General features: G+C 54.3%; 11 protein-coding genes. 6 read left to right on the top strand and 5 right to left on the bottom strand.

Annotated elements, in window-relative coordinates; genetic code table 11:
* Nucleotides 1-15: 15 nt before the first annotated feature.
* Nucleotides 16-270: a sulfurtransferase TusA family protein gene (locus TH5_RS18585; RefSeq protein ID WP_114123105.1), complete on the bottom strand. Its 255-nt coding sequence runs from the start codon at nt 268-270 to the stop codon at nt 16-18.
* Nucleotides 271-388: 118 nt separating this feature from the next.
* Here TH5_RS18585 and TH5_RS18580 point away from each other — a divergent pair, with 118 nt between their 5' ends.
* From TH5_RS18580 to TH5_RS18570, 3 genes are all read left to right on the top strand, one after another.
* Complete coding sequence (locus tag TH5_RS18580; protein WP_114123104.1) at nt 389-1312, top strand: sulfite exporter TauE/SafE family protein; 924 nt, start codon at nt 389-391, stop codon at nt 1310-1312.
* Nucleotides 1312-2070 carry a TIGR02186 family protein gene (locus tag TH5_RS18575; RefSeq protein ID WP_114123103.1) on the top strand — a complete coding sequence of 253 codons (759 nt, stop codon included), beginning with the start codon at nt 1312-1314 and terminating at the stop codon, nt 2068-2070. The genes TH5_RS18580 and TH5_RS18575 overlap by 1 nt, the downstream gene beginning before the upstream one ends.
* 239 nt (nt 2071-2309) lie before the next feature.
* Nucleotides 2310-2816 carry a universal stress protein gene (locus tag TH5_RS18570; protein ID WP_114123102.1) on the top strand — a complete coding sequence of 169 codons (507 nt, stop codon included), beginning with the start codon at nt 2310-2312 and terminating at the stop codon, nt 2814-2816.
* Nucleotides 2817-2821: 5 nt separating this feature from the next.
* On the opposite strand, the gene TH5_RS18565 is transcribed toward TH5_RS18570, so the two are convergent.
* From TH5_RS18565 to TH5_RS18550, 4 genes are all read right to left on the bottom strand, one after another.
* A complete protein-coding gene (locus TH5_RS18565) occupies nt 2822-4825 on the bottom strand; it encodes a glycosyltransferase (protein ID WP_114123101.1) in 2004 nt (667 codons plus the stop codon).
* Nucleotides 4825-6048 (bottom strand): HlyD family secretion protein, encoded by a 1224-nt coding sequence (locus TH5_RS18560; protein WP_167443595.1) that lies wholly within the window; start codon nt 6046-6048, stop codon nt 4825-4827. The genes TH5_RS18565 and TH5_RS18560 overlap by 1 nt, the downstream gene beginning before the upstream one ends.
* A gap of 132 nt (nt 6049-6180) precedes the next feature.
* Nucleotides 6181-8592, bottom strand: coding sequence for a tetratricopeptide repeat protein (locus tag TH5_RS18555; RefSeq protein WP_114123099.1), 2412 nt, complete (start codon nt 8590-8592; stop codon nt 6181-6183).
* Between the two features lie 187 nt (nt 8593-8779).
* Entirely contained in the window at nt 8780-9862 is a 1083-nt protein-coding gene (locus tag TH5_RS18550; protein ID WP_114123098.1) for a saccharopine dehydrogenase family protein, read from the bottom strand.
* Between the two features lie 176 nt (nt 9863-10038).
* On the opposite strand from TH5_RS18550, the gene TH5_RS18545 reads away from it, so the two are divergent.
* The 3 genes from TH5_RS18545 to TH5_RS18535 all read left to right on the top strand — a co-directional run bounded on the left by TH5_RS18545 (nt 10039) and on the right by TH5_RS18535 (nt 14302).
* On the top strand, nt 10039-10476 hold the full coding sequence (locus TH5_RS18545) for an Lrp/AsnC family transcriptional regulator (RefSeq protein ID WP_114123097.1): 438 nt from the start codon (nt 10039-10041) through the stop codon (nt 10474-10476).
* 45 nt (nt 10477-10521) lie between these two features.
* Nucleotides 10522-12366: an adenylate/guanylate cyclase domain-containing protein gene (locus TH5_RS18540; protein ID WP_114123096.1), complete on the top strand. Its 1845-nt coding sequence runs from the start codon at nt 10522-10524 to the stop codon at nt 12364-12366.
* A gap of 97 nt (nt 12367-12463) precedes the next feature.
* Entirely contained in the window at nt 12464-14302 is a 1839-nt protein-coding gene (locus TH5_RS18535; protein ID WP_167443594.1) for an adenylate/guanylate cyclase domain-containing protein, read from the top strand.
* Nucleotides 14303-14320: the final 18 nt, after the last annotated feature.

The raw sequence follows: 14320 nt of genomic DNA, 5'->3' as shown, positions 1-14320 counted from the left end.
GCACGCTTGTTCTGGTTATTTCGCGGCCAGATGCTCGATATGATAGATAAACACATCATTTTCCTGTGTCGATGACAACAGGCGGTTCCCGGTCATTTCGCAAAAGGATTTCATATCTGCGACCGACCCCGGGTCGGTCGCCAAAACCTTAAGCACACCGCCTGCAGGCACATCACGCAATGCCTTTTTTGCCTTCAGCACCGGCATCGGACAAATCAATCCACGGGCATCAAGAACAAGGTCAAAGGGAGCTTCTGGAGTAAGCGACATGAAAAACCTTACAAAAAATCGGATTATCCCGGCCAATCAGTGAATTGGCGATTGTTGCATTTGCACAATATGTTAGACTGATTTCTCAGAATCAATCAAACGCTGATGCCCGCCCGCGATGCAAATCTATTTGCCTATTGCCGAGATGTCGGTAAACATTTTTCTGATACTGGGGCTAGGCGGCGGCGTCGGATTTTTGTCCGGGTTGTTCGGAGTTGGCGGCGGATTTTTGATCACGCCGCTTTTGATTTTCTATGGTATCCCCCCTGCTGTATCGGTTGCAACCGCTGCAAACCAGATTGTCGCATCTTCGGTTTCAGGCGTTTTTGCCCATTGGCGACGCGGTAATGTCGACCTGAAAATGGGCCTTGTCCTTCTGGCGGGTGGTATAGCCGGATCCACAATTGGTGTCTGGGTTTTTGCATGGTTACGTTCCCTCGGTCAAATTGATCTGGTCATTTCGCTTTGCTACGTGATCTTTTTGGGGATCATTGGCGGCATGATGCTGATCGAGGCATCGCGCGCCATTTTCCGCACACGGCGCCGCGGTGGATCATTCCGTCGGACCAAGAAACACCAGCACAGCTTTGTCCATGGCCTGCCCCTGAAAATGCGGTTTTACCGCTCGGGGCTTTATATCAGCGCCTTGCTGCCGCTTCTTGTCGGCTTCTTTGTCGGGCTTCTGACCGCTCTGATGGGGGTTGGTGGTGGCTTTGTGATGGTTCCGGCGATGATTTATATCCTTGGCATGCCGACCAGTGTCGTCATCGGGACATCGCTGTTCCAGATCATTTTCGTGACCGCCAACGTTACTTTCCTGCAATCCATTCAGACGCAAACCGTTGATGTTGCCCTTGCCATCCTGCTTTTGATCGGCGGCGTCATCGGGGCACAATTCGGGGCACAATTCGGATCGCGTCTTAAAGCGGAACATTTGCGGGCAATGCTGGGGCTTCTGGTTCTTTCGGTTTGCCTGAAACTTCTGTTCGATCTCGTGATCACACCGACCGAACTTTATTCCATCGCGCCGGAGAATTTGTAATGCACAAATCGGGCGCGATCATCCGCACACTGCTTGCCGTTGCAGCGGTGCTTGCCGTGCTCGCACAGGACCGGGCACGCGCCGACGCGCTGGTTGTCGACCTTTCCAATCATCTTGTTGCCATTACTACCGGTTTCACAGGAACCGACGTGCTTTTGTTCGGCGCGGTACAAAGCGAAGGCGATGTGATCGTGACGGTCAGAGGCCCCGATCAGGATATGGTCGTGCGGCGAAAGGAACGCAAAGTCGGCATCTGGGTCAATAGTGAAAGTGCCACATTCCGCAATGTGCCTGCCTATTATGCCAGTGCGTCGAACCGGCCAATGGAAATCATCGCCAATTCACAGCTTTATAATGATTACCGTATCGGGCTTGAACATCAGCGCTTTGTGACCGAGATCGATGACAAGGATCGCAACAGCAGCGATTACCGCGATGCCCTGTTGCGAAACATGCGTGCAGCGGGTCTTTTCAATCAGCGACCGGCAAAAATCAGCTTCCTGTCCAATCAACTGTTTCGAACCGACATCCATTTTCCGGCCAACACCCCGACCGGTACATACACCATCAATGTCTATCTGATCCGGGACGGTCGCATTGCCAGCATCAAGACAACGCCACTGGTCGTATCCAAAACCGGCGTCAGCGCCGAAGTTTATGACTTCGCACACCGGTATTCTGCACTTTACGGTATCATCGCCGTGATCATTGCAGTCGCCGCCGGATGGACGGCAAGCGTCGTGTTCCGCCAAAGGTAATCCAGACTTCAATCCTTGATTGAACTATTGCGATGCGTCCTTATCCGGGCACTGTTTTCGCACATGCACCATCATGTTTTGCAGTAGCGTAAAGATAGTTTCTTTGCCGGGATGCTTGAAAAATAACTTGGAAACAGTCCTTAAGTTACGGCAAACTTTGCTGATCCGGCGTGACAGCGCCTCGCCCCGCAAGTTGGCGCAACACATTCGGAACCCGTTTTTATTCAGGGCAGGACGACATGAATTCATTTGATGCCGACCAAGAACTGCGCGCTGCCACCACGGATCGCACGTTCCTTGTCGTGGTCGACGACAGTGACGAAATGACCAAGGCGCTTCGATATGCCTGCCGCCGTGCGCAGCATACCGGCGGACGCGTCGCATTGCTAAGCGTGATCCAGCCAGCCGAATTCCAGCACTGGATGGCCGTTGGCGATCTGATGCAGGAAGAAGCGCGTGAAGATGCCGAAAACCGTATCAACGAGCTTGCTGCCTATGTGCATGAGCAAACCGGCTCCATGCCTCTTCTGTTCATTCGCGAGGGTCGCCTCAAGGACGAACTACTCAAGGTTCTGGACGAAGAAGAACAGATTTCCATTCTGGTTCTGGCAGCCGGCACCAACAGCGACGGCCCCGGCCCGCTGATCACGGCCCTGACCAACCGGGATGTGGTTGGTCAATTGCGCCTGCCATTGACCATCGTCCCCGCAGCCCTGTCAGAAGCCGATATCGACGCGCTTAGCTGATTAACCTAGCCCCGAACCGGACCACGACCGAATATGCGCCGGAATATCGCCCCCCACAGTTCCAGACTGTGGGCGGGTTTAGTCGCATTGTCGATCCCGCTGGTATAAAGCGCGCGTATCAAAGCATCGCGTTCTGCATCCTGCGGTTCAGGTTCAAAATCCAGTGTAAATACATGTACTCCGTCATCGCGCTCGAACGAACGCGCCAGAATCCCGGTCAAGGGCGGTAAATCTTCTGCATGCAGTTCAATTTTCCGGTTCTTGCCAAAGGCGGCAGCCTTGGCATCGGGCAATCGGGTTTCAAGACGAACCCCGCCAAGCGACATGTCTGTAATCATGACATCAAGCGGTTCCGGATGTTCTTCTGCCTTGATCTTTGCCGTCAGGCTAACCGGAAAACGTTCCTGTTGCCGTTGCACCGGACTTTCAAAGCAGATCAGCAATGCCACAAGCAGTGTCAGCGCGTTGATTGATGCCCACAAACCACCAACGAGAAGGAAATTGGCATTGTCGATGATCCGGATGTCGGTATCGATATTGTAAAAAAACCCGCCGACCGTCAGCAGAAACAGGACACCAAGAATGATCGCCTCGGTGAATGAACTTCCTGCTCCCGATTGCGATCCTTTGGGTGTCACCTTGAAGGGACGCCCAAATGGCCGGATCAGGGATGACACAACAATCGGGAATAACCGAAGTGACACCAGCACCGCTGGCCCCTCGTTAACGATGGGATAGGCCTGTCTGCCATTGTGCCACATCGCTGTTCCCCATCCGCCGATCAGAACAGGTAACTGCCAATAGAATATTTCCCAGCTCCGCGCATTTTCGAGCGGCTGCAGTCCGAACCAGAAGTAAAAAATCGGGATCATGATCACAAGCAAGCGGGCCGGAATGTGAAATACCCAATATATCGGAAACAGCAGTATCCGTTGCCAAACCGAAAGCCCCGGCCCTAGTGGCCCGGCCTTGAGGAACAGGGTCTGTATTCCGCCCTGACACCAGCGTTCCCTCTGGGTATGGAATGCCAAAAGGCTTTCTGCAGCCAGACCGATTGACAGCTTTTCATTTAAATATCGGGTTCGATACCCTTTGCGCAGCATTTCAAGCGAAGTCAGGATGTCTTCGGTAATGGATGCGGTCGGCACCCCGCCAATCTCGTCAAGCGCCTTGCGTCGCATCACCATGCAGGACCCGCAACAAAACATTGAGTCCCATGCATCAAGCGATGGCGCTATATGGTCGAAAAACAATCGTTGTTCATCAGGCCAGCGATCTGCAATCCAAAGATTGCGCTGCATCGGATCCTTGTTGAAGAAATGCTGCGGCGTCTGAACAATGCCAATGTCGGACTCTTCAAAAAATCCGACAACACGTTTCAGGAAATTGCGATATGGGACAAAATCGGCATCAAAAATGCACACCAGATCACCGTTCGACTGCGACAGGCCATTATTGACATTTCCTGCCTTGGCGTGGGTGCCGTCCTTGCGAATGATGTAATTCGCACCTTTCTTCTCGCAAAACTCCCGCAGCCAGTCACGTTTGCCATCATCAAGCACCCAGACCTTCAGTTTCGGATAATCCAGCGCCAGCGCCCCGACGATACTGCGTTCAAGCACATCAAGCGGTTCGTTATAAGACGGAATGAAAACATCGACAGTCGGCCATGCCTCGACCGGACGTGCCTGCAATCGTTGCAAGGCAGCATCTGCCTCGGCACTACGATTGACGATCTTGCAATGGATCAGCGACTGGCGGAGCATATCGCACAGAAAAACGATCTCAATTGCGAACAGAAAAACAATCCACCAGCCTTGCGCGGTTGACAGGTCCGCCGGGAGAACGGTTTCCGTAATACGCCAAGGCAGATAACGGGCGATAAGCGCGATCAGAAAGATCACCACCAGCCAGCGTGCCCATAACCTGTCACGCGGCAGAATTGGCGACACAAGCATCATGACACCAATAACCAGTGCCAAAGGGGCAAACTGCACCCAAAGGTTCATCAGCTTTCCTCACTGCTGGTGAACCAGCCGTCAAAACGACCCGGTATCTGCACTTCGGCGCGGCGCCCCACATTGCAAAATGTTTGCGGGCTGCTGGCAAAGTCGGCTTCGGGCATCTCGACCACCAGAAGAACCTCGTCCTTTTTCAAAAGCGGCGGGATAGCCGCATATTCAAGCTCGGGTGTTACGGCACGGGTACCGCGAATACCAACCACAACTCCGCGATAGATTTCCGACGAACCCTGAAGTCTTACGCTCACATCGCTTCCGGGCAGCAGCGTATCGGACATGCCTTCATCGACCGGAACTTCAATATGAATTGCCGAACAATCCAGAAGCTTTGCCAGATCGTTATTCTTTGTCACCGTTGATAGCTCGGATGCCATTCGACGCCAGACAAGGCCGTCAATCGGGCTGCGGACCTGCATCGACTCACGTCGGCCCGCCCGCATGGTTTCCTCGCGAAACTGCCGGTCAATCGCGCCCATACGCCCCCGGGTTTCTGCCAACTGCACATTCAGATCGGCAATTGCAAGAACCACTTCATCAAGACGTTGCTGTGAATAGGGGACATCATTTTGGCCATCACCGACAAAAATGCCTTTACCGACCGCCTCGCCCTCCTCGCGGAATCGCTCGGCATCGGCTTTGGCGCGTTCAACTTCCTGCTGGGCTTGTTCCAGAAGTGACTCTGCTTCGTCAACCCGGACACGGGCAACATGACCATCCCCAAACAGGGTGCGTTGCCGTGCCAATGTCAGTTCACGTTCCTTGACGACCGATTGCCAGCTTTTACGACGTGCTTCGGCCTCCAGAAGACGAAAACGCAGGTTAAGCTGCGACCCCGAAATCATGTCTTTGACACGGGTGGTAAGCTCGGTTTTCAGGGCATCCAGCGCATTAAGCTTTTCAAGTAAGGCCGTTTCTCGCGAACGCAGCAACTGGTTTTCACCGTCAAGCTGGGCAAGCAACGCCTGTGGTTCGGTATCATCAGTAATACGCGTTACAACCTGGCCCGCTTTTATAGGCTCGCCAATATCAGGAATGGCGCGCACAAGTTGACCGCTGATCGGTGCCTGAATGGTCACAAGCTTGGCGTTAACAACACCGTTCGGCCGAATATCAGCAACAGTCAGAGGCGCCAGCTGCCATATCGCAACAACAATAATTACGGCGGCGACAGCCAGTCTTACCATCTGGCCGCGCGTCAAACCGAACTTCATACTGTCTCTCCGATCCATGGGGAATGATGCAATGCGCAACACTTATAGATTGAGAATGCTGTACGAAGTTTTCAAGTCTATGGATTGAAAAACAAGGAACTTTTGGCAAATTCATATCGCAAAAGGCGAATATTAAGCCGTGCGATCTTCAAGGAAGTTCATGTAGGAATCAAAAGAAGACCGCTGGCCGAACAGAACATGGGCACGATTGCGGATCGCCTGCGAGACGACCGAACGCCGTCGTTTATCCATCGCCAGCGTCAGCGCGGTTTCAACATAGTCGGCGGAATGATAGGCAACACAATCAAATACCGAAATCTGGCGATAACACGTATGGCTGCGCCGTGATCGCGCGCCCTTGCCCGGCAGGGTTACCAGCGGCACACCAAGGCCAAGACAATCAAATGCCAGCATCGCATCATTCCATGCCGGACTTTCAAGAACGACATCCACCGCACATAGCAGGGAATGAAGATCGGCACGGCTGCGAACCGAGACAAAGCGCATGCGTCCGGCCACATCGGCATAATTGACCGCAAACCGCCGCCCCCATGCCGCGTCCCAGCTATCGCGTTCGGGCGCAATCAGCAGAAGTTCGGCGGTTTCATCAAGACGCAGGATTTCGGCAATCAGCGGATCAAAATCCGCCGTCAGAACATCAAGCGGCTGCGGACAAAGATAGGTATTCCGGTCCTGATCAATCCGCCAGCGGCGCTGCAAATCTCCCGGCGACAGCGTGATCTCATCTGGCCTTGTTGCGTTGACAAACAATCCGGGCAGACGGATCAGTTCCTCGCTAAAGCGGGTTTCACCGCCCGCTGTTTCCCAATCCTCGGCAATCAGGTGGCAGTCAATGTTTGAAAGCCCCGTCGTCGCGGCAATTCCGCCACCGGCAATTTGCAACGGCGCCAACCGCCAGCTTGCCAGCAACATCGTATAGGCATCGGCCTGCGGATCGACATAATGCAAAACATCAAGGTCAAGGCCCGCAATCACCCGCGCCGAATGCAACGGATCAAGCGGCAATGGCACCACCAGATCGGCCTCGGCATCGACACGGGCAGTAATATCATCTTCACCCAGTGGCGGTCGGATGACCGTGATATCAAACCGGTCGCGATCAATCGCACGGACAAGCCCCGCAATCCATCGCCCAATACCGTTATCGCGCATATTGGCCGATACAACGCCAAGCCGAACCTTGCCGCCCTTTGGCCGGGTCCGCGCCGCAACATGGGGCACGTCATAACCTGAAACCAGCCGTTCCCAGTAATGACCAACCGCGCGCAATTGCGCATCGCCTTCAGGGCGAAGGGCTGCACGCCATACCGGCGGGAAACGTGTCAGGGTGATCGGATCAATCAGGTCGCTTTGGCCAAGATCAAGGTCGAGATCGTCATCATCAAGGGTATCGTCCAGAAGATCACGAACGACCTCGTCATTCTGGGCCGCCAGATCGGCAGGGACCGGGGCAAAAAGAAGCCGACGGGCTGTTCTGAACAGCGCCGTGTTGTCCCCCATGGCAATCTTGCGATCTATTGCGTTTTGCAGAACCGATTGGGCAGATGCCGCATCGCCTTCTTCTGCCAGCTCGACAGCCAGCCGGAATACAGCATCATCACCGCCACCAGCACCAATTGCGGCACCAAACCTTTCCACGGCTTCGCTATGCCGCCCAGCAAGGCTTAAGGCCTCGCCCATCATCAGAAGAAGTTCGGCGTCTTCCGGGTTGGCATGCAAAAGGGTTTCCAACGCGCCAATGGCCTCGATCCCCTGCCCGGTTCGCAAATACAAAAGTGCCAGCGTGCGTCTGGCAACAGCATCCTGCGGATCAAGCGCGAGAACCTGACGCAGACAATGCAACGCACCGGCAAACTGCCCCAACCGGAAAAGCGCATCACCATAAGCCGTCAGGGCGCGCTGATGTCCCGGTTGCAGTTCAAGGGCACGCAAAAGCGGCTCGGATGCGGAAACCGTCCGCCCCTGATCCAGCCTGATCTGCCCCATCAAAACCAGCGCATTGACGATATCGTCGCGCAGCTTAAGTGCGGTTGTGCAGGATGCCTCTGCGCCTGCGATATCGCCCATGGCATATTGGCAGGCACCAAGATTGGCATGAATTTCGGCAACATCGGGCGCCAGCCGAAGGGCCAGCATGTAGTTTTCATGCGCCAGTTCAAGCTCATCAAGCTGGCGATAGGTATTGGCAATATTGCAGTAAAGTGCCGGGGAATCGGGGCATAGACGAATCGCGCGCTTGAAGGCACCGACGGCCTCGCGCAGCTTGCCAACCGCTTTCAGGGCCTGCGCATGGTCATGCTGGATTTCGGCGTTGTTGGCATCCGCGATTGCAGCCCGGCCCATGCGTTCGGCAGCGATATCGCCATTGCCCTGTTTCATGGCAACCAGACCGGCCAGATGCATGGCTTCTGCCGCCTGCGGATAGGCAAGCGTCATCTTGCGGCAGGCGCTTTCGGCCTCCGCCAGTTGACCCGTTTCAAACAGGTCGATTGCAAACCGGAACATCTCGCCAAGTTCAGACAAGGATCGTATCGCCACCCGAGAGTTTGTTTAATTCGCCACCATAGTGACCAAGCGTTAACAAACCACGTCTTTGCCACAAAATATGGGTCCTGACTATGGCAAGGACGCACAAAAAACCACCCGGCCTGACAAGACCGGGTGGCAAAGTTTGTCATCATGCCAAAAAGCATGATGCGGGGGTGATAAATCAACCCTCGTGGCTGAAGTAACGACCGAAACGGTTGGCAAGGAAATCATCAAGCGAAACCTGTTCCTGCCGGATATATCCCTTGCCCACCAGCTTCCCGGTCAGGACCATATCCATCACCGCACAAAGCCCGGCCGATGTCGTAATCTGGATCGCCGACCAGTTCCTGCCACCGATTACCGTGCCATGAACCTTGCGGATAAAGTTTTCCTCGCACAGTTCGCCATCGCGGGTGCCGATGGCATCGGCAAAGATCACAATCACGTCCTGGCTTGTGATCGGCAGCGACTTTTCAAAGATTTCCTTCATCAGATCAGGACGTTTGCCAAGCCCGAGGTCTTCGATCAGGATTTTCAGGATTTCCTGATGCCCCGGGTAACGCACCGTCTTGTAATCAAGGTTCTCGACCTTGCCTTCAAGCATGTCACAAAGCGCACCTACCCCGCCCGAGGTATTGAACGCTTCATATTCCGTGCCATCAATGGTGAAACGCTCATATCCTTCCAGCGGCAGAACCTCGATCCGTTTGCCCTTGTGGATCGCTTCGCACGGGTTCAGATATTCATTGATCAGTCCGTCCGTCGACCATGTCAGGTTATATTTCAACCGGTTGGTCGGGTTTTGCGGCAGGGCACCGACACGAAGACGCAGGTTCTGAACACTGTCAAACCGCTTGAACAGATCATGGGCTGCAATCGAAATAAAACCCGGTGCCAGACCACATTGCGGCACAAAGGCCCCATCGGCATCCTTGGCGATATCGCGGATCGCACGGGTGGTTTCGACATCCTCGGTAACGTCGAAATAGGATGCGCCAACCGCCCGGGCCACGCGTGCAATCGCGACATTAAGATAAAACGGACAGGTCGACAGGATGGCATCATGGCCTTTGGCAACGTCCGTCAATGCGACCTCGTCGGTGACATCGACTTTTACCAGCGTTGCCGCACCATCCTTGGCGCAAATTTCAAGCATATGTCCGTTGGAATCTGCCAGTGTCACCGCATATGCACCACTTTCATTCAACATAACCGCGGCAATACGGCCGATTTTACCTGCCCCAAGGATCAAAACTTTTTTCATTTCAGCAAACTCCCATTCTGACGCTGTGACCGCATGTGATGCGTTGCCCCGCCTTATTACGGCCCTGATAACGTTATTGTTATGCTGTCTTGATGGTCTTCCGCTGGACTGCCGGTTACAACCCGGCGATACTGTCATTTCCAATGATTTAACCGTTAAAATAACGGGCAATTCCGATGAAACGTAACCTTGATGAAATTGACCGCCGCCTGATCGCCCGGCTGCAACAAAATGCCCGCATCCCTATTGCGGCACTTGCCCGCGATGTCGATCTGTCGCGCAGTGCCGTTCAGGAACGCCTCGAGCGCCTTGAAAAAGCAAAAATCATAACGGGATACACCGTGCAGCTTGGCGAAGAAGCCAGATCGCTTCTGCTTGCCGAAGTCATGATACAGGTCGAACAGAAACAGTCCGCCGGGGTTGTTGGTGCGCTTCAGAAGATCACGCACTGCATTCGCTGCCTTGCGATTTCTGGCGAATATGACCTGATCGCGGAAATTGCCGCCGATACATCCGAGGAACTCGATACCGTTCTGGACCAAATCGGGGCTCTGCCCGGAATTAAACGCACGGCAAGCTCAATCATCCTTTCCACGAAATTTGATAGACGATAGACTGCCCCCGGGTTGGGGAGCCTCTGTTCGGGAATTTTCAAAAAATTGGCTGAAAAACGCAGATATTCTGTCCTGACTGTTCTGCTTGCCGGGTTTTCTGTCACCAGCATTCTTGGTGTCGGGATTGCCCTTTATGTCGGACTTGGCGCGGCCTATCAAAACACCCGCAATCTTTGGGTCATGCTAAGCGATCTGGACCTGACATCGGTCCAGCGCACCATGCATGAACGGATGGACAATGTGGGTAAACGGGCCATATGGGTCGCCGATCAGGTCGCCAGTGGTGCGCTTGATCCAAGCTTCCAATACGGCTGGAACAACGCGATGCGCGCGCTTTCGGCATCCCAAATGGATGTGATGGCCTATGGCCTGATCACGGGGGATCGTCAGTTCATCGGTTATGACCCCGAAGATATGCGCGAAATCCGCCGCACCCTGCCCGTTGATGATGTGCTTTTCTCGGAACTGGCGCATTTGCGCGGGCCAACCGTCAATCACACCAGCTTCCCGCGATGGGATCCCTACTTCAAACAAACGGTGATTGCCGACTGGATTCCCCTGTTTGCCGACGGGCGTTATCTTGGCACCTTCATCCAGTATCTGTCGCTTTCAAACCTGTCGAACAGCCTGATCCGCGGGCGCGAAGACCTGCCCGGTGTGCCGTTTGTCCTGATTGCCGGAAACCGTGTGATGGCCCACCCCCGCCTTCGCGAATGGGGGGATAGCACCGCATCGGCACTCGTAAATGGCGCTGATATCGCGCGCAGTCCGATCCCCTTGCCGACGATCAATGATATTGGCGACCCTGTACTGGCAAACATTGGAAAATCCGAATCCATCGATATCGGCAATGAAAGCAAACAACGCCCCGAAATCAGCAACCTTCGTCTTTCCGGCCTTGATCTTGACGGTCGTTATTCAATGATTGTCACGAAACAGATGATGGATACTCCTTTCTCTCCGATCATCATTGGCCTGCATTTCGAAGAAGAACTGTTCGATGACGAATGGAACCGGCTTGTTCTGGCATCTGTGATGGGCGGTGCGGTCCTGCTGCTGTCGATCATCGTTGCGGTAATCATTGCCCGTCACTTTACCAAACCGATCCGGCGCTTTGCCGCTGCTGCCCGTGCGTTTGAGGAAGATGGCATCGAAAATCAGGACTTCCCTGACCTGAAAGGCAGCCGCATTCGCGAATATGATGATGCCGCCCGATCCTTCAATCACATGATCAAGGCCGTGCATGATCGCGAACGGATCAGCAGCCTGTTTGGTAAATTCCTGCCGGCATCGATTGCCCGCAAACTTCTGGCATCGGGAACCGATTCCGGTGTCCTCCCGCCCCAGCAGTGCGAGGCAACGGTCCTGTTTGTCGATATCGAGAGCTTTACAACCCTGTGTGAAGAACTCGAACCGCAGCAGATCATTTCAATGCTGAACGCCTATTTCGACTGCGCGACCAACATCATCGAAGAACATGGCGGGATTATCACCCAGTTCCAGGGTGATGCCATTCTTGCAGTGTTCAATGCTTTTGACGAGTTGCACGACCATGCCGATGCAGCCCTTGATTCGGCTATTGCCATTCAGCATGCCGTTGAAACCCAACAGTTTGACGGACTTTCCATTCATTGCCGCTGTGGGGTCAATACCGGGCGTATGATCGCCGGGAATGTCGGGGCAAGTGCCCGCCTGTCCTTTACCGTGCACGGCGATGCCGTTAATACCGCATCCCGGCTTGAGCGTGAAAACAAGGTGCTTGGCACGCGCATCCTGCTGTCAGACAGCACACGCGACCTGCTTTCCAATCCGGAACGGGTGATCAAAGCCGGTCAAATTCAACTGCGTGGCCGCCATAGCGAAACCCTGCTTTACACCTGCCGTCGCTAAAGCACGCGATATTCTTTCCATCGTCATCAATCATCAGTAAACTTTACCGACAACCCGGTGACACAAACTGGGTCTTCGGGGGCATACGGGGAACATGATGACTGAACGCAGGGGGCGTTTTTCGATACTTGGCGTATTGCTGGGTGCGTTTTTTATTACCAGCGTACTGGGTGTGGGACTGGCGCTCCGTCTTGGTCTTGATACGGCCTATGACAATACCCGCAATCTGTGGATTGCGATGACACATGCCGATCTGGAAGACGCACAAGACGCCATGCGCGCCCGGATCGACCGGATGCAACGCCGCAATCTATGGGTTGCACGCGAAGTGGCGCATGGTGATCTGTCACCGGATAATGCTGCCATATGGGACAAGACCCTGGCCGCCCTTGTTACCAATGAACTTGACGTCACAGCCATCGGCCTTTTGACACCCGACGGCCATTTCCGGGGCTATGATCCAAAAACGGACAAACCTCTTTCCGGCAAAGCCGATCCCGAAGAAGACATCATCGCCCGATCCCTGATGGCCTATGGTCCGGGTCAAAGCATCACACAGTTTCCGCGCTGGAACAGTCTGGTCAATCAGGTCGTGATCAGCGAAATGATTCCGTTGTTTCAAAGGGGGCAATATGTCGGGTCGCTTGTGCAGCTTGTCTCGCTTGGCGATTTTTCACGCGATCTGAAAACCGACCCGACAGAGGCCGGGCGCACCCCCTTTGTTATCGTCAACGAACATGTCATTGCCCATCCTTCCCTATCGGACTGGCACCAGTTGCACCCGCCCGAAAATCTTGGGTCCAATGATATCCTTGGCGTCCTGCCTCGTATTGACGATCTTGCCGATCCGGTTCTTGCGCGTATGAAGCAATGGCAGACATTTGATTTTGACAATACCCCATCGCGGGACGGAACCAGCGGATCACAGGCCGCCGCACTTGAAACCGATGACGGATATCACGTTATCATCACCCGGAAATTTGAAGAATCGGCAGGCCTTCCCATTCTCATGGGGATGCATTTTGATCCGACGGTCTTTACCCGTGAATGGGAACGCCTGAAGCTCGCGACCATGATCGGAACGGCAATTATGGTCCTTGCAATCATTCTCGCCGTCATGATCGCGCATTACTTCACGCGACCACTTAAACGGTTTTCAGCCGCAACACGCCAACTTGAAACCGGTATTCTCGATAATCTTCCAATACTGCCCGGCAGCCACATCATCGAATTCAACGATGCATCACGGTCGTTTAACAAAATGGCGATTACCCTGCGTGACCGGGAACGCATCGGACGGCTGTTTGGCAAATTCCTGCCTGTCACCATTGCCCAGCAGTTGCTGGCCGCCGATGATGACACCGGTAATGTGCAATCCCATCAGTGCGAGGCATCGATCCTGTTCGTTGATCTGGTCGGCTTTACGACACTCAGCGAAAAGATAGCCCCGCAACGGATCGTAACGATCCTGAATGCCTATTTCGCGAAGGCCACCGCAATCATCGAAGAAAACGGCGGCATCATCACCCAGTTCCAGGGCGATGCCATCCTTGCCGTATTCAATGCCTTTGACGAGGTACCCGGTCACGCTGATGCGGCGGTCCGCACGGCTGTCGCCCTGCAAAAGCTGGTGCATAACCATCTGTTCGACGGCGAAGAACTGCGCTGTCGTTGCGGGATCAATACCGGCCTGCTGGTCGCAGGAAATGTCGGGGCACCGGACCGACTGACATTCACCGTACATGGCGATGCGGTCAACAGTGCAGCCCGGCTGGAAGCCAAGAACAAGGAACTGGGCACGCGCATCCTGATTGCAAGCACCACATTCGAACAGCTTTCAGACCCGGCCCAGGCCCGCCTTGCCGATGAAATCCTGCTGCGCGGACGCAGTGAAACAACCGCTGTCTATACCATTCCGATTGATGGTATTGATTAGGGGCACACCACAAAACAC

Origin of the sequence: Thalassospira xianhensis MCCC 1A02616 (assembly GCF_003326475.1) — a bacterium.
In the GTDB taxonomy this organism is placed as follows: domain Bacteria; phylum Pseudomonadota; class Alphaproteobacteria; order Rhodospirillales; family Thalassospiraceae; genus Thalassospira; species Thalassospira xianhensis.
The sequence above is the reverse complement of the archived record's forward strand: the minus strand, read 5'-3'. Positions and strand labels throughout refer to the sequence as shown.

Excerpts from the sequence above, each read along its gene's own strand:
- TH5_RS18585 (WP_114123105.1), bottom strand. The coding sequence starts at position 270 with ATGTCGCTTACTCCAGAAGCTCCCTTTGACCTTGTTCTTGATGCCCGT.
- TH5_RS18580 (WP_114123104.1), top strand. The coding sequence starts at position 389 with ATGCAAATCTATTTGCCTATTGCCGAGATGTCGGTAAACATTTTTCTG.
- TH5_RS18575 (WP_114123103.1), top strand. The coding sequence starts at position 1,312 with ATGCACAAATCGGGCGCGATCATCCGCACACTGCTTGCCGTTGCAGCG.
- TH5_RS18570 (WP_114123102.1), top strand. The coding sequence starts at position 2,310 with ATGAATTCATTTGATGCCGACCAAGAACTGCGCGCTGCCACCACGGAT.
- TH5_RS18565 (WP_114123101.1), bottom strand. The coding sequence starts at position 4,825 with ATGAACCTTTGGGTGCAGTTTGCCCCTTTGGCACTGGTTATTGGTGTC.
- TH5_RS18560 (WP_167443595.1), bottom strand. The coding sequence starts at position 6,048 with ATGAAGTTCGGTTTGACGCGCGGCCAGATGGTAAGACTGGCTGTCGCC.
- TH5_RS18550 (WP_114123098.1), bottom strand. The coding sequence starts at position 9,862 with ATGAAAAAAGTTTTGATCCTTGGGGCAGGTAAAATCGGCCGTATTGCC.
- TH5_RS18545 (WP_114123097.1), top strand. The coding sequence starts at position 10,039 with ATGAAACGTAACCTTGATGAAATTGACCGCCGCCTGATCGCCCGGCTG.
- TH5_RS18535 (WP_167443594.1), top strand. The coding sequence starts at position 12,464 with ATGACTGAACGCAGGGGGCGTTTTTCGATACTTGGCGTATTGCTGGGT.